This is a genomic window from Nostoc favosum CHAB5714, from assembly GCF_020829495.1.
Lineage (GTDB): Bacteria > Cyanobacteriota > Cyanobacteriia > Cyanobacteriales > Nostocaceae > Nostoc > Nostoc favosum.
On the sequence record NZ_JAIVFQ010000030.1, the window covers coordinates 39,049 to 59,460 of the forward strand.

Annotated in this window: 18 protein-coding genes and 2 pseudogenes; 14 read left to right on the plus strand and 6 right to left on the minus strand. The window is 43.8% G+C overall.

Annotated elements, in window-relative coordinates; translation table 11 throughout:
- Positions 1-87 precede the first annotated feature (87 nt).
- The 3 genes from cbiT to LC586_RS19720 all read left to right on the plus strand — a co-directional run bounded on the left by cbiT (position 88) and on the right by LC586_RS19720 (position 1,839).
- Positions 88-690: a precorrin-6Y C5,15-methyltransferase subunit CbiT gene (gene cbiT / locus LC586_RS19715; protein ID WP_229486412.1), complete on the plus strand. Its 603-nt coding sequence runs from the start codon at positions 88-90 to the stop codon at positions 688-690.
- Positions 691-827: 137 nt separating this feature from the next.
- Positions 828-950 (plus strand): hypothetical protein, encoded by a 123-nt coding sequence (locus tag LC586_RS40715; RefSeq protein ID WP_267921700.1) that lies wholly within the window; start codon positions 828-830, stop codon positions 948-950.
- A gap of 7 nt (positions 951-957) precedes the next feature.
- Positions 958-1,839, plus strand: coding sequence for a phosphatidate cytidylyltransferase (locus tag LC586_RS19720; RefSeq protein WP_229486444.1), 882 nt, complete (start codon positions 958-960; stop codon positions 1,837-1,839).
- A 656-nt stretch (positions 1,840-2,495) separates the two neighbouring features.
- Here LC586_RS19720 and LC586_RS19725 read toward each other — a convergent pair.
- The gene (locus tag LC586_RS19725; protein WP_229486413.1) at positions 2,496-3,209 is read right to left on the minus strand and encodes an LmeA family phospholipid-binding protein; all 714 of its coding nucleotides are present in this window, start codon (positions 3,207-3,209) and stop codon (positions 2,496-2,498) included.
- 133 nt (positions 3,210-3,342) lie between these two features.
- Between LC586_RS19725 and LC586_RS19730 the strand changes: the two genes are divergently transcribed.
- The gene (locus LC586_RS19730) at positions 3,343-4,101 is read left to right on the plus strand and encodes a pseudouridine synthase (protein ID WP_229486445.1); all 759 of its coding nucleotides are present in this window, start codon (positions 3,343-3,345) and stop codon (positions 4,099-4,101) included.
- A 29-nt stretch (positions 4,102-4,130) separates the two neighbouring features.
- Positions 4,131-4,943, plus strand: a complete 813-nt coding sequence (locus tag LC586_RS19735; RefSeq protein WP_229486414.1) for a helix-turn-helix domain-containing protein — start codon at positions 4,131-4,133, stop codon at positions 4,941-4,943.
- Here LC586_RS19735 and LC586_RS19740 read toward each other — a convergent pair.
- The gene (locus tag LC586_RS19740) at positions 4,933-5,148 is read right to left on the minus strand and encodes a hypothetical protein (protein WP_229486415.1); all 216 of its coding nucleotides are present in this window, start codon (positions 5,146-5,148) and stop codon (positions 4,933-4,935) included. The two genes, LC586_RS19735 and LC586_RS19740, sit on opposite strands and share 11 nt — an antisense overlap.
- Positions 5,123-6,631: a 4-alpha-glucanotransferase gene (gene malQ, locus LC586_RS19745; protein ID WP_229486416.1), complete on the minus strand. Its 1,509-nt coding sequence runs from the start codon at positions 6,629-6,631 to the stop codon at positions 5,123-5,125. The genes LC586_RS19740 and malQ overlap by 26 nt, the downstream gene beginning before the upstream one ends.
- 193 nt (positions 6,632-6,824) lie before the next feature.
- Here malQ and LC586_RS19750 point away from each other — a divergent pair, with 193 nt between their 5' ends.
- Positions 6,825-7,256, plus strand: coding sequence for an NUDIX domain-containing protein (locus LC586_RS19750; protein WP_229486417.1), 432 nt, complete (start codon positions 6,825-6,827; stop codon positions 7,254-7,256).
- Positions 7,257-7,340: 84 nt separating this feature from the next.
- Here LC586_RS19750 and LC586_RS19755 read toward each other — a convergent pair whose 3' ends face one another.
- Positions 7,341-7,649 carry a hypothetical protein gene (locus LC586_RS19755; RefSeq protein WP_229486418.1) on the minus strand — a complete coding sequence of 103 codons (309 nt, stop codon included), beginning with the start codon at positions 7,647-7,649 and terminating at the stop codon, positions 7,341-7,343.
- A gap of 142 nt (positions 7,650-7,791) precedes the next feature.
- Between LC586_RS19755 and LC586_RS40720 the strand changes: the two are divergent.
- The 4 genes and pseudogenes from LC586_RS40720 to phnE all read left to right on the plus strand — a co-directional run.
- Positions 7,792-8,319: pseudogene (locus LC586_RS40720) on the plus strand (RidA family protein); the annotation flags it as partial.
- Between the two features lie 149 nt (positions 8,320-8,468).
- Positions 8,469-9,443, plus strand: coding sequence for a phosphate/phosphite/phosphonate ABC transporter substrate-binding protein (locus LC586_RS19765; protein ID WP_229486420.1), 975 nt, complete (start codon positions 8,469-8,471; stop codon positions 9,441-9,443).
- Positions 9,444-10,178: 735 nt separating this feature from the next.
- Complete coding sequence (locus LC586_RS19770; protein ID WP_229486421.1) at positions 10,179-10,913, plus strand: phosphonate ABC transporter ATP-binding protein; 735 nt, start codon at positions 10,179-10,181, stop codon at positions 10,911-10,913.
- Between the two features lie 213 nt (positions 10,914-11,126).
- Positions 11,127-11,921 (plus strand): phosphonate ABC transporter, permease protein PhnE, encoded by a 795-nt coding sequence (gene phnE / locus LC586_RS19775; protein ID WP_229486422.1) that lies wholly within the window; start codon positions 11,127-11,129, stop codon positions 11,919-11,921.
- A 265-nt stretch (positions 11,922-12,186) separates the two neighbouring features.
- Here the strand turns inward: phnE and LC586_RS19780 are convergent, their stop codons facing one another.
- The gene (locus tag LC586_RS19780; RefSeq protein WP_229486423.1) at positions 12,187-14,475 is read right to left on the minus strand and encodes an alkaline phosphatase D family protein; all 2,289 of its coding nucleotides are present in this window, start codon (positions 14,473-14,475) and stop codon (positions 12,187-12,189) included.
- Between the two features lie 106 nt (positions 14,476-14,581).
- On the opposite strand from LC586_RS19780, the gene LC586_RS19785 reads away from it, so the two are divergent.
- A complete protein-coding gene (locus LC586_RS19785) occupies positions 14,582-14,776 on the plus strand; it encodes a hypothetical protein (RefSeq protein ID WP_229486424.1) in 195 nt (64 codons plus the stop codon).
- Positions 14,777-14,894: 118 nt separating this feature from the next.
- Here the strand turns inward: LC586_RS19785 and LC586_RS19790 are convergent, their stop codons facing one another.
- Positions 14,895-16,286, minus strand: a complete 1,392-nt coding sequence (locus tag LC586_RS19790) for a malic enzyme-like NAD(P)-binding protein (RefSeq protein WP_229486425.1) — start codon at positions 16,284-16,286, stop codon at positions 14,895-14,897.
- Positions 16,287-16,652: 366 nt separating this feature from the next.
- Here LC586_RS19790 and LC586_RS19795 point away from each other — a divergent pair, with 366 nt between their 5' ends.
- The 3 genes and pseudogenes from LC586_RS19795 (at position 16,653) to LC586_RS19805 (ending at position 20,140) form a co-directional block, all read left to right on the plus strand.
- Positions 16,653-17,660, plus strand: coding sequence for a zinc-dependent alcohol dehydrogenase family protein (locus tag LC586_RS19795; protein WP_229486426.1), 1,008 nt, complete (start codon positions 16,653-16,655; stop codon positions 17,658-17,660).
- Positions 17,661-17,863: 203 nt separating this feature from the next.
- Positions 17,864-18,505, plus strand: a pseudogene (locus LC586_RS19800) (pentapeptide repeat-containing protein); the annotation flags it as partial.
- Between the two features lie 792 nt (positions 18,506-19,297).
- On the plus strand, positions 19,298-20,140 hold the full coding sequence (locus LC586_RS19805; RefSeq protein ID WP_229486427.1) for a hypothetical protein: 843 nt from the start codon (positions 19,298-19,300) through the stop codon (positions 20,138-20,140).
- Positions 20,141-20,412 lie beyond the last annotated feature (272 nt).

Here is a 20,412-nt window from a genome sequence, read left to right on the forward strand (position 1 = left end):
TAATGCTACGGTTGAAAAGTTTTTAGAGCTTATAGCTTTTCAATTTGGCAAATCCAATCCATATATTTAGTATAATTGCGTAATTCTATGCCCTCCCAACTTTGGCCTTATATTACCCCTGGTATTCCCGATGAATTGTTTGAAAATTTGCCAGGAATTCCCTTGAGTCAGCGAGAAGTCCGACTGCTGTTAATTGCCCAACTGCGACTAAAATCAGATTCTGTGTTGTGGGATATTGGCGCAGGGACGGGTACAATTCCGGTAGAGGTGGGGCTATTGTGTCCAAGCGGAAAGATTATCGCTATAGAAAGGGATGAAGAAGTAGCTAATCTGATCAAGCGTAACTGCGATCGCTTTGAGGTGAAAAATGTCGAAGTAATTGAAGGTAGCGCCCCAGAGTGTTTACACGATCTTAAAGTTACTCCTCACCGCGTTTGTATCGAGGGAGGACGCCCCATTCAGGAAATTCTGCAAGCAGCTTGGCATTATTTGCCACCATCCGGTCGGGTTGTAGCCACAGCTGCTAATCTAGAAAGTCTGTATGCTATTTCCCAGAGCTTTTCTCTGTTAAGGGCTAGAAATATCGAAGTCGTCCAGTCTGCGGTTAACCGCTTAGAGACGCGTGGCTTTTCTCAAACCTTTACCGCCGTTGATCCCATTTTTATCCTCAGTGGTGAGAAACTGGATTAGGGAATGGGGCATGGGGCATGGGGCATGGGGCATTGAAAGAAGCGGTAAAGGAAGGGAGAAAACAGCGATGAGGAAGTAGGGGGAGCTGGCGTTGCAGGGGAAGAAAGAATAACTAATTAATTAATGCCCAATGCCCAATGCCCAATGCCCAATGCCCAATGCCCAACCCCCAATGCCCAATGACGGCAGTTGCTCCACTTGGGGAGACCCCAAGACCACACTGCCTCCCCAATGCCCAATGCCCCATGCCCAATATTTAATACTTCTATGCCTTGGTCTCGGATTATTAGTGGAATTGTTGCGATCGCTCTTGCTCTTTCTGCAACCCTTTTGGGGGGTTGGTACTTTACCATCATCTTTGCGGTTATCATCTTTTTGGGTCAACAGGAATATTTTAATTTAGTACGAGCCAGAGGCATCGCTCCCGCCGCTAAAACCACTATGGGTGTCAGCCAAGTTTTGCTGGTAATTTGTACCCTTGATGGCAGTTTAGCTGAGGCTGTGATGCCAATTGCTGGCACACTTATTTGTTTTTACCTGCTGTTTCAGCCCAAATTTGCCACGATCGCTGATGTTTCCGCTTCTATTATGGGGCTATTTTACGTAGGTTATTTGCCGAGTTACTGGGTGCGATTACGAGCAATTGATAGTGCTGCTTTTAGCAATCTTCCTTTCGGAGGTTATTGGCCCACAACCTGGACAGATTTCTGGGAAAAGGCAAATTCCGCTTCTTTACCACAAGGTTTTACAGCAACACTGCTGACTTTTTTGTGTATTTGGGCAGCCGATATCGGCGCTTACACTATTGGCAAATTCTTTGGGAAAACCCGTCTGTCTGATATTAGCCCGAAAAAAACTGTAGAAGGTGCTGTCTTTGGCATTACTTCAAGTGTTGCTGTAGCCATAGCAGGAGCCTATTATCTGCATTTGCCAAGATCCCCCTTCACTGGTTTAGCATTGGGTTTACTGATTGGCATTGCTAGCCTTTTGGGGGATCTTACCGAGTCTATGCTCAAGCGAGATGCTGGAGTCAAAGATTCTGGGCAGTTAATCCCCGGTCACGGTGGTATTTTAGACCGTACTGATAGTTATATTTTCACTGCTCCTTTGGTATATTACTTTGTGACACTACTGTTGCCGCTACTGTAAGGGTTTTTAGTAACAGTTAAAGTATTGCACTGGGCCACATCCCGCCCGGAACTTAAGTTCCGGGCTAATAGCTTAAGTCCACTCAAGTGGACTAAAATTCTTGTTTAGTCCTCTTGAGAGGACTTAAGCTATTAGCCTTGGAATTCTATTCCCAGGCGAGATCGCAACGAAGCGCAGGATTGTGTTTATCCTCCCTTCAATGCAATAACTTGGAATTCTATTCCCAGGCGAGATCGCAACGAAGCGCAGGATTGTGTTTATCCTTCCTTCAATTCCAAAGCGCGATCGCAACGAAGCGCAGGATTGTGTTTATCCTCCCTTCAATGCAATAACTTGGAATTCTATTCCAAGGCGAGATCGCAACGAAGCGCAGGATTGTGTTTATCCTCCCTTCAATGCAATAACTTGAAATTCTATTCCAAAGCGCGATCGCAACGAAGCGCAGGATTGTGTTTATCCTCCCTTCAATGCAATAACTTGAAATTCTATTCCAAGGCGAGATCGCAACTAAGCGCAGGATTGTGTTTATCCTCCCTTCAATGCAAATTCCAAGGCGCGATCGCAACTAAGCGGGGGATTGTCCGCCTGCTCTCTCATCCCCTGAGAGCCGCTATATCATTTAAAATAATGTATTAGCATTTTTTAATTTCTAATCATCAAGGGTTAACGTTAATCCGCCCACGACACACTAGCTTGCCTGGGATCAGCGTTAGTTCTTGGATATCGACATCTGAGCCAAGATCCAGATTGGACTGATGATTGTCCTGTAATATATCCCCCTGGTCGGGCAAGATTTTTATATGTGCTAGTTGCAACTCATGCCCACTGAGTAACTGTAAGCCCAGACAAATCTCTAGAGGAGTTGTTTCACTATTGGTTACTCTCATACCTCGCAGTATAATTTGGTTGTTTTCAAGGATAATTTCTTGCCAATTAATTGGTTGTGATTTTGGGCAATGTGTTGGTAAAACTTTAACCAACAAATCACTCAAAGCAGTCGATAATAAGTCAGATGAGAGAGAAGCATTGAGATCCTTCTCATCTACGATCAAATCGCCAACTACTGGTACTGTTTCTAACAGTCGAAGAGGTTTTCCCTTGAGTACCGAGCCGATATTTATCCGAATATTTTCTGCGATTAATTGAATTTGTGTAATTAGGAGACCTTGATAAATTGCATCAGTAGCAAAAATAGATACCGACGGGATACGCCCAGAGAGAATTTGGCGATCGCTCGCTTTAATCTCCACTTCTAATTCCGATATTTGGCTCACTTGCGCTCTCAACCAGAGCTTTAGGGCTGTTGTGAGTACTTGCGTAATTATGCGGGTTTTATTTGTATTTGTTGTTTGAAAATTTTGCTCTGGCATCTAACCAATCTGTTTATGAGTATTTGTTTAACAACTGAACAGAAATTAAATAAGTCTTAAATGTAACATTTATGCTTACTCACTACAAAATACAAATATCATTTAATTGTTAACAGTAAATAAGCAATTCCACATGGAGGAACGGTTACAAAAAATTCTCGCTCAATGGGGTATCGCCTCACGTCGTGAAGCCGAAGAAATGATTAGGCACTCACGGGTGCGGATAAATGGGGTATTGGCACATTTAGGTCAAAAAGTTGATCCCGAAAAAGATGCGATCGCAATTGATGATAAGCCTGTATCTAAAAAGCAGCGTCCGGCTTTAATATATTTATTGCTGCACAAACCAAGGGGTGTGGTTTCGACTTGCTACGACCCTCACCGCAGACCAACAGTCCTGGATCTACTACCGAAAGAATTACGGGAGGGTACAGGTATTCACCCAGTTGGGCGTTTAGATGCAGATTCTACAGGAGCATTAATCCTGACCAATGACGGAAATCTGACATTTGGACTAACCCATCCCCGCCACAGTATTTCCAAGACATATCGTGTTTTGGTAGAAGGACACCCTCCAGAAACAGTACTGAAAATGTGGCGTCAAGGTGTGATATTGGAGGGTAGAAAAACCAGGGCTGCTAAGGTACAGCTAATAGAACGTCGTGCCGAGCAAAGCTTTTTAGAAATAGTGTTGCAGGAGGGAAGAAATCGCCAAATTCGCCGGATAGCCCAACAGTTAGGATACCCAGTAATCAAACTGCATCGGACTGCTATCGGCCCAATTCAATTACAAACTCCAAAAGAACCTTTTTTGTCAGAGGGTAAATATCGTTCCCTCAAAGATCATGAGATTCACTTTTTGCAAGATCAGATAACGCAACCTAATTATTGATTCTGTGGAGTTAAGGAGTGTCAGTAGGCATGAAATGGCTAAGAAAGAAGAATAATCACCAGCCATCAATTTCATTAGAGCAACAACGAGCCGAAAAGTTGGCAGAAATGGGCGCTCAACTTTGGGCATTGCGTCAAGAACAGGGATTATCTCTAGAGCAAATGGTTGCATTAACTAGGATTCCTCGGCGATTATTGCAGGCGATCGAAGAAGGTAATTTAAACGATCTGCCAGAACCAGTCTATATACAGGGTTTAATCAGGCAATTTGCCGATGCACTAGGCTTGAATGGAGTAGAATTTTCTGGCGCTTTTCCGATTAGTTCTGCACAAGTGAACCCTCAAGGTATGGGGAATAATTCACCCCTTAATCAACTACGTCCGATTCATCTTTACTTTCTTTACATATTGCTAATTGTATGCTCTGTAAATGGCTTATCTCAGTTATTAAATAACGCGGTATTACAAGCAAGTAATAGCCAAAATCAGCCATACCCAAAACAAAAGTCCATTGTTAAACCAGAAATAGCCCAAATAAAAGAGTCAGTGGAGGTTCAATCGGTTAACGATACCCTTAGCGCCGTCCAACAGGGAAAAGCTGTACAGATTGGTGTCACTTTGAAAGCGTCATCTTGGATTCGCGTAGTAGCCGATGGCAAAACCGAGTTTGAGGGTACTCTCCCAGAGGGAACTCACCGGATTTGGAAAGCCCAAGAGCAACTCACAGTGAAAACTGATAATGCTGGTGGCGTGTTAATGAGCATCAATCAAGAGAAAGCCAAGGAAATGGGAGAACCGGGGAAAGAGGAAGAGGTTAGAATTGCTGCAAAACCTAAGTTTTGAGATGAGGGAGATGAAGGGGATGAGGAGGATGAGGGAGATGAGGGAGATGAGGGAGATGAGGAGGATGAGGGAGATGAGGGGGACAAGGAGACAAGGAGGCATTTACTCCCCCATCTCCCCTTACTCCCTCATCTCCCCCTGCTCCCCCATCTCCCCCTGCCTCCCCTGCTCCCCCTGCCTTATTGTGCTTCCGGGGCGCGTCCATTGAGTCTAGTAAGAACTTTCAAGCGATCGCCTAATTCCTCTCTCAGCGCTCCTGCTTGATAGCGCCACTCCCAGTTACCCTCAGCAACACTGGGAAAATTCATCCGCGCTTCGTTTCCTAATCCCAAAACATCTTGCAAGGGAATAATCGCTTGGTTAGCTATGGAACTCAAAGCTAGGCGAATTAAATCCCAGTGGATGCCTTCAGGACTGATAGAACCTAAATAAAGCAACAGGTTTTGTTTTTCGTTGTCGTTAGCTGAATTAAACCAGCCTACAGTTGTGTCATTATCGTGAGTTCCGGTATAAACTACAGCATTTCGTGGGTAATTGAATGGTAAAAATGGATTACCGGGATCAGAACCAAAGGCAAACTGCAAAACCTTCATCCCAGGAAATTCATACTTGTCTCGCAGTGCTTCTACCTCTGGTGTAATTACTCCCAAATCTTCTGCTAAGACGGGTAGCTTGCCCAACTTCTGCCTAATCACTTCAAAAAAAGCATCACCAGGTGCTTCCACCCATTTACCATTCATAGCAGTTTCTTCACCTTGAGGCACAGACCAATAAGCCTCGAAGCCCCGGAAGTGGTCAATGCGAATTATATCTACATAATCCAGCATTGCCTCAAAGCGCTGTACCCACCATTTAAAGTCTTGTTTTTGCAATTCCTCCCAGTTATAAACCGGGTTGCCCCACAATTGACCGGTGGCGCTAAAGTAATCTGGTGGGACTCCTGCCATTTGGGCAGCAACTCCTGTCTCTTCGTCTAAGCAAAAGATGTCGGGATGCGCCCACACGTCAGCACTATCATGAGCTACGTAGATGGGGATATCGCCGATAATGTCAATACCGCGCATGTTGGCGTAGTTTTTCAGGTCTGACCACTGCCGGAAAAACTCAAATTGGACGAACTTGTAATAAAAAATCTCTCCATTAAGCCGATCCTCTACCTGAGCTAATGCTTCGGGTTGGCGCTTGACAAATTCTGGCTCCCATGTATGCCAGCTTGCATTTTCGTGGGCATCTTTCAGCGCCATAAATAAGGCGTAATTATCTAGCCAATAGGCTTTACTGTCGCAAAAACCTGCAAACTCGTTTTTTTGGATGTCCGTAGCATTCACTTTAAAGTTTTCACAGGCTTTTTTGAGTAGCCCAATCTTAATCGGCACAACCTGGTCGAAGTCTACCTTTTCTACCGGAAATCCTGGTAAATTAGCAAAGTCTTCTTCAGTGAGCAAACCCTCATCTCGGAGTTTTTCTGGGCTAACCAGCAAGGGATTTCCTGCCATTGCTGAGTAGCACATATAGGGGGAATTACCGTATCCAGTGGGGCCCAAGGGTAAAACTTGCCAATATTGTTGATGGGTCTCTTTAAGAAAATCGATGAAGCGATAGGCTTCTAAGCCTAAATCTCCAACGCCAAATCGGCTGGGAAAGGAGGTAGGATGCAGCAAAATGCCACTGGATCTAGGAAAAGGCATATTTAACCTGAATTATGAGAGAGAGCAATTATCTGATGGACACGCTACGCGATCGCATCGAATTTATCACGGAACAGTATTTGCAAGGTAAATCAAGTAAATTCATCTTGCTTGTCCTTTGTCATTTGTCCTTTGTGAATAACCAATGACTAATGACTAATGACTAATGACCAATGACTAATGACTAATAACTATGACTTACCGAAATCCTGCACCGACAGTTGATATCATCATTGAACTAGTAGATCGACCTCATCGGCCAATAGTGTTAATTGAAAGACATAATCTACCCTTAGGTTGGGCTATTCCTGGTGGTTTTGTGGATTATGGCGAAGCGGTGGAAGTGGCGGCGCGACGAGAAGCCCAGGAGGAGACGGGTTTGCAGGTGGAGTTAGTTGAACAATTACTGGTGTATTCTGACCCCAATCGCGATCCGCGTCAGCATACCATTAGCATTGTGTTTTTGGCGACAGCGATGGGGGAACCAAAGGCTGGGGATGATGCTAAGGGTGTAGGAGTTTTTGAGTATTGGCGTGTGCCTGGTAATTTATGTTTTGACCACGATCACATTTTGCGGGATTATTGGCAATATCGGCATTATGGGATACGTCCGAGGTTGGGGTAGGAGGGACGTAGACGCTGCATCGGCTTGCCGCAGGCTACCGCAGAGGCAAAGAGGGCGCAGAGAGAAGAGGAAAGAGGTACATCACTAAAATTCAGCCGGGGAACGGGTTTCGTAAACAAGCTGCAAGCACTCCTCAAAATCATCCCCTTGCCAGGTTTCGGCAATTTTTAGCAAGTCTTCTGCTTTAGAGCCTCTAATAATTGGTGTTGCTTCCTGTATTTCCGGTTTCGTTTGATGACTGGAAGTATCATCATTTTTTTCCGTTGACAGGTCAAGAGAGATTTCCTCGGTTACTGGTTTTGTTTTGAGAAAACGCAAAAAATCTAGGGTTTGGGCTAGTAGAACATCTGAGGATGATTCAATTTCTTGGAGCAGTAGTTCTTTAATATTCATAAATGATATTTTGCAGTCTGTCGTAATATTATACGAGTGCGATCGAGATGCTGACCTGACGGCATTATGGGATATGTCTGAGGTTGGGGTAAGAGAAACGAACCGCAAAGGACGCAAAGGGCGCAAAGGAAGAAAACAGAGAAATATCTATGGGGCAACTTTTCAAGATGCTGACCTGACTGGTGCGATAATGCCAGATGGAGAAGTTTACAAGCCGATCGCTTCTCAGGTGGAAATCGGTAAACAAGAAACATCGTTAGAGAAAGTAATATCTATGACTCGTAAAGTAATTCATACTGACAACGCACCCGCACCAGTGGGGCCTTATAATCAAGCGATCGCAGCTTCTGGTCAATTTGTATTCGTAGCTGGACAAATTGCCATCGATCCCCGCCTTGGTGATGTCGTCTACACTGATGATGTCAAAAAGCAAACTGAGCAGGTATTAGCTAACCTTGAAGCCATCCTCACAGCAGCTGGTGCGACTTTCCAAGATGTGGTGAAAACCACTGTATTTTTAGCTGATATGAATGATTTCGCGGCGGTGAATGCCGTTTATGCTAAATATTTCCCGGAAGATACAGCCCCAGCACGGGCTTGTGTTCAGGTATCGCGCTTACCTAAAGATGTGTTGGTAGAAATTGATGCGATCGCTGTAATTAGCGGTTAGTGCCAATACACTCACAAAAGAAGCCTACAATACAAACAAACTAGGCTTTATTATTGACTTTTGTTCTTAAAAGCTATAAATCTTTTTTAGGGGTTAATTAAAATTAATTAGCAAAAAAACTGAGAAAACTTCCTAATGGAGAGTTGCAAATGAGTGTGATGAAAAAGAGCTTATTGGGTGCTGGCGCGGCATTTGCAGTGCTTACAGGTTTAGTAGTCACCACAGTAGGGGCTATGCAGGCAACGATCGCCAACCCCACCACTAATCAACAGACACCACGCTTACTTGCCCAAGGGCTGAAGACTTTAACAATAGTTTTTCCCAGTCGTGCTGATTCTACAGACTTGCAAAATAAGGCAAATGCAGTAGGAGCTTTTTTATCGAAAGAGTTAGGAATTCCAGTCGTCGCACAAGTTGGTGATGATACAGCTGCTGTGGAAGCTTTGAGAGCAAATCGGGCTGATGTAGCTTTTTTAAGTAGCCGTCCGGCTTTGAAAGCGAAACAATTAGCAAACGCCAGCTTGTATCTAGCCGAAGTTCGTTCCACTTATTCTGGAAGATACACCTATAGCTCAACATTTGTTGTCCCCAAAAATAGTCCCCTAAAAACTCAAAATTCAGCTAAAGCCACTTTAGAACAACTGCGGGGCAAGAAAATTGCTTTTACTTCCCCTACTTCTGGCTCTGGGTTTATTATCCCTGTGGCTGAGTTGGTCAAACAAAAATTTGTACCCAACCGCGATCGCTTAGATGGTTTCTTTGGTCAAATTTCTTACGGCGGCAATTACAGCAAAGCCTTGCAAGCAGTTGTGCGCGGTCAAGCTGATGTGGCTGTTGTGTCAGAATATGCTCTCAATCCACCTTATATCACCGCCCAAGAGAAGAGTCAATTACGAGTTTTGCACAAAATTAATGGTGTACCTGCCCACGGTATTGCCATTGATGATGATATTCCAGCCCCAACACGGGAAAAAATCATCAACGCCTTACTGAAATTAAATCAGTCGCAAAATAATAAATTGCTAACCGACTTGTATAATTCCACAGAATTAGTGCGAATTAACCACGATCGTCACCTAGCAACTATCCGTGACGCTCTGAAAATTGCTGGGATTGAACCATAATTCAGAATTCAGAATTCAGAACTCACCAATCTTGACGCTCTCTACGAAATGCTGCGCGTAGCGTGTCATAGACAAGCCTCTCGTTCGCGTTAGCGTCTCCCCTTCGTACACACAAGTACTTTCGTTCAGAATACAAGTACTTTCGTTCAGAATACAAGTACTTTCGTTCAGAACACAAGTCTTTTCGTTCAGAACACAAGTACTTTCGTTCAGAACACAAGTCTTTTCGTTCAGAACACAAGTACTTTCGTTCAGAACACAAGTACTTTCGTTCAGAACACAAGTCTTTTCGTTCAGAACACAAGTACTTTCGTTCAGAACACAAGTCTTTTCGTTCAGAACACAAGTACTTTCGTTCAGAACACAAGTCTTTTCGTTCAGAACACAAGTACTTTCGTTCAGAACACAAGTCTTTTTTGAGCTTTTGAGGGAATGAAACAGCTTTTCCTTTTCAAGAGGGGTTGGGGGGATTAAATAATTCGTAATTCGTAATACTTCGGCTACGCCCTTCGGCTACGCTCAGGACAGGCTCAGTACAAGTTCGTAATTCGTAATTAAAGAGGGTACAGAGCAAGCACTAAATCTTTGATTTAGTGGTCTACAATCAGTGGCGGGTACAGAGCAAGCACTGATTGCAATTACGAATTACGTAAGCGTTGCGTTAGCGACGAAGGAGCGTCATTATCAATTACGAATTATTTTGACGCATGTATTCTGTTCAATAAATAAATTTCTATGAATGATTATGTTATTGAGTGTCATAACCTAGAGACAGCTTATGCTGCATCTCTCAATCGTCCTATTCTCAACGGGATTAATTGCCAGATTAAACGGGGTGAATTTGTCGTTTTGCTGGGGCTAAACGGTGCTGGTAAGTCTACATTACTACGATCGCTAGTTGGACTAGTCCCATCAGTGAGAGGAGAATTGCTCGTCAATAATGTTGAGATGAATCCCCGAACACTGCCAAAAATTCGACGCGATGTTGGTATGTTATTTCAAGGTGGCGGATTGATTCGGCAGTTATCAGCACTGGAAAATGTCTTGTGCGGATGCCTTGGTAAAAGAACAACTTGGCAAACACTGTTTGGATTTTCCAAACGCGATCGCATGTTGGCACTAAATTTATTAGAACAGTTAGGACTTGGAGAGTTAGCTTTTCAAAAAACCAGTCAATTAAGTGGTGGACAGCAACAACGAGTAGCGATCGCCCGGACTTTAATTCAATCACCGCAAATTCTCTTAGTCGATGAACCCATCACTGGATTAGATGTTATGGCATCTCAACAAGTCATGGAAACTCTATCCCAATTGCACACTCAGCAAGGCATGACTATTGTCGCAGTTTTGCACGATTTGGGAATCGCAGAAAAATACGCCCAACAAGCGATCGTCTTAGATGCTGGACGCGTCGTTTACCAAGGACTTTGTGACAACTTACAAGCTCAATTTGCGAAAGTTTCCGCTTGAGTGGGATTTGATTTAACAAGTTCCGTGGGTTTAAGTCCCCCGCTTCTGAAAGCGGCAAGTATGTTAGGCGGGGTCTCTCTTACAAAGTTCAGATCGGAGGAAACCTCCACTCTGACTTTGCGCTAAATCCCCGTTACAAAACTTAATTACGAATTACGAACTTGTACTGAGCGTAGCCGAAGTATTACGAATTACGAATTATTTTAATACAGTATGAGTTCCTTTTTTAAGTTAAAACGCTTACGATTCTACCCTTGGCTGAGTTCTCTACTCATCTTATTAATTGTCGTAGTAGTTTATGGTTGGGCTTTGCGAGGACTCAAACTCGATTTTGAACTGCTACGTTCTAGCTGGCCATACATCACCGATTTTATTACTCGGTTATTTCCTCCCGATTGGAAAGTTTTAGATATTGCAGTTAAGGCACTAATTGAAACCGTACAGATGTCTTTATGGGGAACTACCATTGGAGCAATTCTTTCTGTACCGATTGCTATAGCTAGCGCCAGCAACATTGCGCCTGGGTGGTTGCGATCGCTAGCTAATTTACTGCAAAATACTGTGCGTTCTGTCCCCTCAATTATTCTGGGGCTAATTTTTGTTGCCGCCACTGGCTTAGGCGCACCAGCAGGAACTTTAGCTTTGGGAATCTACACCATCGGCTACCTTGCCAAATTTTATCAACAGGCAATTGAAGCGGTTGATCCGCGTTCTCTTGAATCCTTGCAAGTTATCGGAGCCTCCAAGCTACAGATTGCTCAATACGGCATTCTCCCGCAAGTGCTACCTCTGGGATTGGGTTACACCTTTTGGATGTTTGAGTACAACATCCGTGCTGCTTCTGTCTTGGGTGTAGTTGGTGCAGGTGGTATTGGCTTTCAGTTGAAAAGTTACATCGACGGGTTCGAGTACACCAAAGCAACAACCATGATGTTAGTGCTTTTGCTAGTCGTCACAGTAATTGATGCTTTTAGTAGCCAATTACGTCATCGACTCGATTCTATGTAACAAAACTAACAGTGCAAGTTAATACACATCAACCATTCTCATGTGAATACACAAACATGTAATTAAAAACTACTGTGGAATGGAAGAACATCCCGTGGCGTGACATCGAACGGGTTGTCTTTAAGTTGCAAAAGCCACTACTGTTCATTTTATCGGCACGCTAGGAACAAAATAACCAATTTTTAATTGCTAGAACCCTTGATTTTTAAAGCTCTTTCGGGAATGAAACAGCCCTGCTTTTTAAGGGGGGTTGGGGGGATCGGGGTCATCGTAACAATGACTGATTCGGCGTTAACTCGCTCTCAAAACGGCTGTAAACAACTTGGGTTGGATACCAAGAAGAAAACCAGTACAAATCTTGAATAACTTTGCCAGAACTACTCCCATCTGCCGCCTCAAAGTGAACCAGACCTAAATTATTAAATCCAACTACTTCTCGCCCCTCCTGAATCCAACGAAATTTCCAAAACATTAGGGGTTGTAACCATTTCCATTTGGCATTTTCGGCTCGTTTCCAGGGAGCTATCAACGATAATATATCTGCTCCGAAGCGAGAAGTCTGAACGCTGTTTCGAGGTATCCACTCCAGCACACAATGCCACTCAGAGTTAGTCAACATCTGGCGATTATGGTGTAATTGTTTCTCTGAAACTTCCACCATATTGGGTGGATTAATCCAACCTATCCAATGTCGCACCTTTTCTGGTAGCAGCAAATGTTTCAATCGTGTATGAATCAGCCGCGTTAAAATCTCTTCATTCTTCAAGGCACTAGCGGTTAACTGCACTAAGACAGACTGTAATTTGGAATGAGTGCGTGCATAAGACAAGTGAGCAACAGAACTGTAGTGGATATCCCCAGAGAGAATAACGACTTGTTGACGTTCCTCAAACAAAGTAGTTAGGAATTTCGCCAGTGCTTCAACATTAATGTTCCAGGCATCTCCAACATCGGTTGAAAAAACTTTCTCTTGTTGTAAGTGCCAATGGTGAATCCAATCAATCACTTGTAGTCCAAATACATTCGTGGGCGCAATCACAAATGTAGTTTGAATCTGAGTTTGTTCAGCTATTTCTTGTAAAGGTAAAACTAGTTGTTGCTCAAAGGCTTTTGGACACAGCAGCATCGACGGCGCGATTGGTTTTTGATCGGCTGGATAACCCCGCCAAGTGCGCGTATCCAGCACAATTATTTCATGGCAATCACTCCTGACTATGTAATTCCAAGTCAGTGCTTCAGGATGTCGATCCAGAATGAACACTGCACCATCTCGGACTAAAATAGGTAAGTCTGTGTGGGGATCGTTGGCTGGCATACCTACATAGCGAGCGATCGCCTCATCAGCCTTTACATCTCTCCCTTGGGAAGCTGACCAAGCTTGTGCAGCCGCCAACAGCTTTTCACCGGATTTACCTTCTGCAAATTGCTCAGGCGTATTGCCCCAACCTTGAAATACCGTGTAAGCTAACAATGCATTTTGGACTATTCTTCGCCCCAAGGGACGCCCCAGCACTCGCAAACACCAAGCTTGGTTCAAATTCCAGTCATCAGTAACATCATGGTCATCAAAGATGGTGTACATGGGAATATTGGCAAGGGCGCGGCGCACTTTCCCAAGGGTATAAATAAATTGTCGCAAATGCTGGACTTCTCGGTTCCACTTCTTGATAGCTTTGCTCTTGCGCGTTACTTGGTGTCCTTTGGGAAATGCGATCGGCCAGCACACTGGCGACCAAGCTAGTAAATAAGTAGCGTAATATTCACCGAGACTGAAAAGATGACTGTTAACTTTCTCAGCTTTATTATGTAGTCCTGCGGTCAATCCAGCTTGATTTGTCGCAACTTCAGCCCTCTGTCCAGGGGGCAGTTGCTGGGGAGTGCAGTACATTCCATTCACAGGAAGTTGTTCTTCCCAACCCAAGAGGGCATCACCAAGAGTACTGGCAACCCACAGGGATGGTTCTGCTACATCATCGCCGTAAATTTGATCTCCGGTGAGGAATAGCTGGTGCGGACGGTGTTGAGGTTGATTTGCTTTTGACTCAATCAAAGCGTCGAGAATCGGCAGTGCGTCAAATCCATGACCATGAGGTTTACGGCAGGAAGCATGGATAATTTGCAAATCTTGCAGACGGTTTGGCGGCAGAACAAAGGTTGGTTTTTGATGCTCAAAGTAGCTGATGCTGACTGTAGGAGAGGAGTTTGAGCATAATGCTTGTTGCAGAGTTTGCTGCGTTTGGTCAGCGAGAGTAAATTGAAGGTCGTATGCATAGATGCGGCTATTAGTTAAACGATACCCCTCCATAGACCGAGCCGTTATAGCAACAATGTGAAGATACTTGCCCAAAGCAACGGTGGAGTGTTCCCCCTCCAACAAGCAACTTCCCAGTGCTTCACCATCATTTATTGTGTCATAAACCTTGAGTTCTATATGACAAGACTGTTTCAGTGCCAGCCATACCGTCACTGACTCCGGTTCAGTATGTTTTAGAATTGGCCCCGCCAAAATGAGTGGCAGTTCTTGTAAAAACTCGTCGCCAGCTTGATACTTCATTGCAAACGGTTGACAAAGTGGTGGTGTTTTGGATCATGTTGCCTTAGTTATAATCCAAGCACCAAATGGGGACGAGTGTTTCGCCAGTCCTCAATCATAATGAGCAATGGGAAAAATGTTCGGATTAAGTGAGTTAAAGCAAACAAGATTCTACCAAGAAGTTTTTGCAGAGGGTAAAGAAGAAGGCAAGCTAGAAACAATACCTCAGCTATGGGCGTTAGGATTGAGTATTGAACAGATAGCTCAAGCGTTAGGTTTGGACGAACAAGTTGTTAGGCAAGCTGTACAACCGAAATCATAAAATGATTGGGACTAACCAAAATGGTTTGCTGGTTTTGGCAATTTCACTATAAGAGATTGCATATAATGACTCTTGTGGGATAAACGTCTCGCCCGTCCCATAAGAGTCATTATTTTAATTAATTCCGAGCGATACCTTCTTGACGCGCTGCTTGTTGCACAGCAGCAGCAACAGCAGTAACAACGCGCTCATCAAAGACGGAAGGAATAATATGTTCCCGATCCAAGTCTGAAGGCTTAACTAAAGAAGCGATCGCACTTGCAGCTTCTAGGTACATTGTGGTGGTAATGGTATGGGCCCGACAATCTAAAGCACCACGGAATACCCCAGGAAAAGCTAAAACGTTATTGATTTGATTCGGGTAATCACTGCGACCGGTAGCGATCACAGCTACATCTTTACTGATTAATTCTGGCTGAATCTCTGGAATGGGATTTGCCATTGCAAACACAATTGCGTCTTTCGCCATTGAATGCACCATTTCTGGTGTCAAAACTCCCGGTGCGCTGACTCCAATAAATACATCTGCCCCTTGCATTGCACCCGCTAATGTACCCTGCGCTTTCACGGCAAATTCGAGTTTTTCTTCTGTCAAATCGGTACGACTGGTAGAGATAATCCCTTTAGAGTCGCACATCCAGATTTTTTCTGCCCCAGCTTTACGCAGTAAGCGGGCGATCGCCACTCCAGCCGCCCCAGCACCATTAATCACGATGCGGATTTCCGCCATTGACTTATGTACCAGTTTTAGAGAATTAAACAACGCTGCCAAGGTAACAATTGCTGTACCATGCTGGTCATCGTGAAAAACGGGGATATCTAACTCTTCGCGCAATCTTCTTTCAATTTCAAAGCAGCGAGGTGCAGCGATATCCTCTAAATTCACACCTCCAAAAACTGGCGCGATATTCTTGACTGTCTGGATGATTTCTTCTGTATCTTGGGTAGCCAGACAAATGGGAAAAGCATCTAGCCCCGCAAATTCCTTGAATAGCATTGCTTTGCCTTCCATGACTGGGAGAGCAGCAGCTGGGCCGAGATTTCCCAATCCCAAAACGGCACTACCATCGGTAACAATGGCGACAGTGTTTTGTTTGATGGTTAACTTATAAACTTCCTCTGGATCTTGAGCGATCGCTGTACAAATTCGACCAACTCCGGGTGTGTAAGCCATTGCTAAATCAGACACACTTCTTAAGGGAATTCTGCTAGTAATGCTGATTTTGCCACCGCGATGCAAATTAAAGGTGCGATCGTAGACGCTGAGTAACTTGATGTCTGGCAATGCTTTTACTGCTTGCACAATGGTTTCAGCATGTTCAGTACTAGCAGCATCAACGGTAATATCGCGGGTGGATTCTTTGCGGGTTTGCTCAATTAAATCAATTTGACCGAGATTACCGCCAGTAGTTGCGATCGCCTGGGTTATCGATGCCAACATCCCTACACGATTAGGAATCTGCAAGCGCAGTGTCAAACTAAAACTAGAATTTGGAGTTAGGTCTGCCATGTTGATTTTGGATTTTAAGTTTTAGATTTTATATTGAATTGAGACAAAAACTAAAATTTGAGACTTGTAGTCAGTGGAAATACAATGAATGTTAACTTTGGAGATAACCGTTAGTAGTTAGTTTACTCACTGCTCACAGTTTTGATAATTATTTTTATTTATACCAATGCATTTACTAATATAGATGAGTAACAATTTAGTAATTGTACCCAAATACACCAGATATTTTTTAAAATTTTATCTGTGTAAACCTGAGTTCGACGTAAGAAAAAGTCTGAAAACTAAACACAGTGGAAGCTCAAAGTGTCCACCCTCTTGCGCTAAAGTTGCATAAGAACGTGCATCTAAAGCCAGGAGGAAATAGTTGTGAAAGCAGTCTTGATGACAGCAGCTGGGAGTCCCGAAGTTCTGCAAGTACAGGAAGTGCCAAACCTTACTGTTCCTGTAGGGAATACTGAACTTTTAGTGCGTTTGGTAGCTGCTGGCATTAACCCCATTGACACTAAACTTCGTAGCCGAGGCACTTTCTACCGCGATCGCACTCCAACAATTTTAGGATGTGATGGTGCTGGTATAGTCGAAGCGGTGGGTGCTAGTGTTCAGCGTTTTCGCCCAGGCGATGAGGTATATTTTTGCTATGGGGGATTGGGCGCACACCAAGGTAATTATGCTGAATATACCGTTGTGGATGAGCGCTTTGTGGCACGTAAACCCGCGTCTATCTCCTTTGCCGAAGCAGCAGCAGCGCCTTTGGTGTTAATCACCGCCTGGGAAGCTTTATACGAACGGGGACGATTGGAACCTGGGGAAAGAGTTTTGATTCATGCGGGTGCTGGTGGTGTCGGGCATGTAGCAATTCAATTGGCGAAACTCAAAGGTGCTACTGTTTCCACCACAGTGGGTTCTGAAGAAAAAGCTGATTTTGTCAAACAACTAAGTGCCGATCATGTAATTCTTTACAAACAAACAGACTTTGTACAAGCAGCATTAGATTGGACTAACGGCGAAGGCGTAGACTTGGCTTTTGATACCGTAGGCGGTGAAACCTTTCACAAAACCTTCCCCGCAGTGCGAGTCTATGGTGATATTGTGACGATTCTGGAACCAGATGCCAATACTGTTTGGAAAACTGCTAGACAACGCAATCTCCGCATTGGTTTAGAATTAATGCTCACACCAGCGTTGCTAGGATTAGAAGAAAGCCTCCAGCACCATACAGAAATTCTCGAACAATGTGCCACCTGGATCGATGAAAGCAAATTAAAAATCCATGTTAGCCACAAATTCCCTTTAAAAGAAGCGGCTAAGGCGCACCAACTAATTGAAAGCGGTTCTGTGACAGGTAAAATTGTTCTACTGATTAGCGACGATTGATCGAACAATTTGCATAATTTATTTTTTAAACATAGATGCACCCAGAGGTTAAACGCAAAGATACCCAGAAAGCTTTCTCTGCGTACCTCTGCGCTTCCCTTCTCTGCGAGACGCTTTGCGAATGCGTTCCTTTGCGTTTTACTTCTCCTCTTCCTCCCCCTACCTAGTTCAGCAGCACAGACGCAACCAGAACGCACACCTTTGGCTATGGTACGAATTTTTGGTTAGTCTTTGGCGTGGGAGGAGTTGCGATCGCTTATTTCGGCTTACTATTTTGGCTAGTGGATCGCTATCGTCGGCTGCATCCTGTACCAATTATTCCCACATCCTACGAAACCATTTCGATATTCGTGAGTTTTAGCGTTTTAGAATTCTTCAGCTTACTAGCTATTTTTCGCAATGCTCAACAACCTTGGCTGACATTGGGGTGTCTTTTAATAATTATCGTCCCCGTCCCGGTGGCTTTATTGATCCGACTTTATCAACAAGGTCGTTATCACGATTTAATGGATGTTTCTTACTTCACAGAAGACGGCACATTTCGCCAGTTACGATTATTGATTGGACGTTTGCCAGTGATACCAAGAAATCAGACATTTCGTGAACGATATATGCCTCTGTTGTGCGATCGCCGTTGGAACTGGCTCAACTACTATGATTTTAGTCTCAACAACCTAGTTAAATTAGGGTTTAACGACATCCGCCTGCGAGACGAACATCTACCTGGCATCATCTCTGCACTTGCTTGGTATCAATGGAGTTTGGGTTTAATTTACATCACTCTCGTTTTGTGGACACTTTCTCGCACAATTCCGGGATTGAATTTGCTGATTTATCTGAAGTAATATCATGTCCGCCAAATTACCCATACCACTCCCAACCCCTCCCCGCAAGCAGGAGGGCAGACAAAGCATAGCTTTGGCTCTTTGGGGTTCTTCGGGTTTAATAAGCAATCAAGCGAACCTGATATAATCCCTTCACCTGAACCTTTTTTTGCTGCACTTCGTAGTAGTGCTAATCTGATGCAACGTATTGCAGAGTGCCAGTAATCGTGCTATTTATTGTTATCAGTCTCGCGGTATATAGCAGTCCTAAATCATTTGTGAAAATTATATATCTCTTTCTTCTTTCTTCCCTTTGCGCCCAAAGCCAATACTTTGCGGTTCGTTTTCAAATTTTATATTTTTCACGAATCAAATAGGACTGCTATAACGTCGCGTAAAAGTGATATAACCCAGGATAAACGCAGATTAATTAAATATCTAAAAATTTGGCAAATTTATCAAAAGATTGTTCATTGTAATATAATATTTAACCAAAATCTAATTTTATTCGACAAACATCTCAGCTAAGTTTTTTAAATTATTGTCTAAAAATATCTACAAGTTTGATAAATATATCAAAATATTTTGCATTGCCCTTCAAAATTAAATCATATACATTGTGAGTGGAAGTAGCATGGATTAAAAATTGATTATCTACACTTAACAAAGATAAGCAAAAAATCTAATAGCTACTAACTACTTCTGCTAACAAAAAGCCAACAAAATAAAGTCACACAACAGACTTAATTTTTGTCTATTTTATGTTGCGATGCTAGCAAGATTTTTATCAAAACAATAAGAGGATTAATTCTAATGGCAGAAAATTCAAGTAATAGTGGTAGCAGCAACTCCTCTACTAGTGGAAACAATTCGCTTAGAGATTCACCTTTCGGTCGCTTGGTTGAAGTTGTCCCTGAGAAAGACCTCCCCAAGATATTCAGTGGTGTTGGTGATGGAGAAAGTGGCGGTAGCCCATTTGGTGGCGGTGCTGGTGGCGGTGGCAGTCAGCCTGATTTACCCTATGGTGGTAATCCTTTCGCTGGTGACAACTTCTGGAATATCTTTGCAGGCGGTGTAAACCCATCCGCAGCGGCTGGTAACCCATCCGCAGGCGGTGGTAGCCCATCCGCAGGTGGTGGTAACCCATTCGCAGGCGGTGGTAGCCCATCCGCAGGTGGTGGTAACCCATTCGCAGGTGGTGGTAGCCCATCCGCAGGTGGTGGTAGCCCATCCGCAGGTGGTGGTAACCCATTCGCAGGCGGTGGTAGCCCATCCGCAGGCGCTGGTAACCCATTCGCAGGTGGTGGTAGCCCATCCGCAGGCGCTGGTAACCAAGGTGGTGGCAGCGACCCTTTGACTGGTGCTAGTAGCCAGACCTATGGTATTAGCACAACTGAAATACCGGACGGGTTCAGTTTGAGGGGTACTATTGACAAGCTAGTTGGCTCAAGGCTTGACAAGGAACTGGGTGGTGGACAAACCCCATCATTTGGTGGTGGACAAGGACAAAGCCCCTCATTTGGTGGTAGTGGTCAAAATCCATCATCTGGTGGTGGACAAATCCCGTCATTTGGTGGTGATGGAATCCCCTCATTTGGTGCTGGTCAAATTCCATCATTTGGTGCTGGTGAAGCCCCGTCATTTGGGGGTCAATAAATCCCGTTTGCTTAATAGAATTCTTGCGAAAATCAGCACAGAAATAGAAGAGAACAACAATTACTTCAGTACATAGTATGCTAGTACAGCTTGGCGCAAATAAACATATCATTCGATAAAGCTGAAAAACGTGTATTATCGGTGATGTGCCTTCTGCCTTATTGTACTAGTTTGCTATTTTACGCCCTGAAACTCTTTACAGGCAAGTATTTAAGAAATATTTTCTGTTAGTTTGACAGTAAAATGATTAAAGCCTTTATTTTAAAGAGATT

Bases quoted from the DNA above. Each gene is read 5' to 3' on its own strand.
- cbiT (WP_229486412.1), top strand. From the start codon at position 88: ATGCCCTCCCAACTTTGGCCTTATATTACCCCTGGTATTCCCGATGAA.
- LC586_RS40715 (WP_267921700.1), top strand. From the start codon at position 828: ATGCCCAATGCCCAATGCCCAATGCCCAACCCCCAATGCCCAATGACG.
- LC586_RS19720 (WP_229486444.1), top strand. From the start codon at position 958: ATGCCTTGGTCTCGGATTATTAGTGGAATTGTTGCGATCGCTCTTGCT.
- LC586_RS19725 (WP_229486413.1), bottom strand. From the start codon at position 3,209: ATGCCAGAGCAAAATTTTCAAACAACAAATACAAATAAAACCCGCATA.
- LC586_RS19730 (WP_229486445.1), top strand. From the start codon at position 3,343: ATGGAGGAACGGTTACAAAAAATTCTCGCTCAATGGGGTATCGCCTCA.
- LC586_RS19735 (WP_229486414.1), top strand. From the start codon at position 4,131: ATGAAATGGCTAAGAAAGAAGAATAATCACCAGCCATCAATTTCATTA.
- LC586_RS19740 (WP_229486415.1), bottom strand. From the start codon at position 5,148: ATGGACGCGCCCCGGAAGCACAATAAGGCAGGGGGAGCAGGGGAGGCA.
- malQ (WP_229486416.1), bottom strand. From the start codon at position 6,631: ATGCCTTTTCCTAGATCCAGTGGCATTTTGCTGCATCCTACCTCCTTT.
- LC586_RS19750 (WP_229486417.1), top strand. From the start codon at position 6,825: ATGACTTACCGAAATCCTGCACCGACAGTTGATATCATCATTGAACTA.
- LC586_RS19755 (WP_229486418.1), bottom strand. From the start codon at position 7,649: ATGAATATTAAAGAACTACTGCTCCAAGAAATTGAATCATCCTCAGAT.
- LC586_RS19765 (WP_229486420.1), top strand. From the start codon at position 8,469: ATGAGTGTGATGAAAAAGAGCTTATTGGGTGCTGGCGCGGCATTTGCA.
- LC586_RS19770 (WP_229486421.1), top strand. From the start codon at position 10,179: ATGAATGATTATGTTATTGAGTGTCATAACCTAGAGACAGCTTATGCT.
- phnE (WP_229486422.1), top strand. From the start codon at position 11,127: ATGAGTTCCTTTTTTAAGTTAAAACGCTTACGATTCTACCCTTGGCTG.
- LC586_RS19780 (WP_229486423.1), bottom strand. From the start codon at position 14,475: ATGAAGTATCAAGCTGGCGACGAGTTTTTACAAGAACTGCCACTCATT.
- LC586_RS19785 (WP_229486424.1), top strand. From the start codon at position 14,582: ATGGGAAAAATGTTCGGATTAAGTGAGTTAAAGCAAACAAGATTCTAC.
- LC586_RS19790 (WP_229486425.1), bottom strand. From the start codon at position 16,286: ATGGCAGACCTAACTCCAAATTCTAGTTTTAGTTTGACACTGCGCTTG.
- LC586_RS19805 (WP_229486427.1), top strand. From the start codon at position 19,298: ATGGCAGAAAATTCAAGTAATAGTGGTAGCAGCAACTCCTCTACTAGT.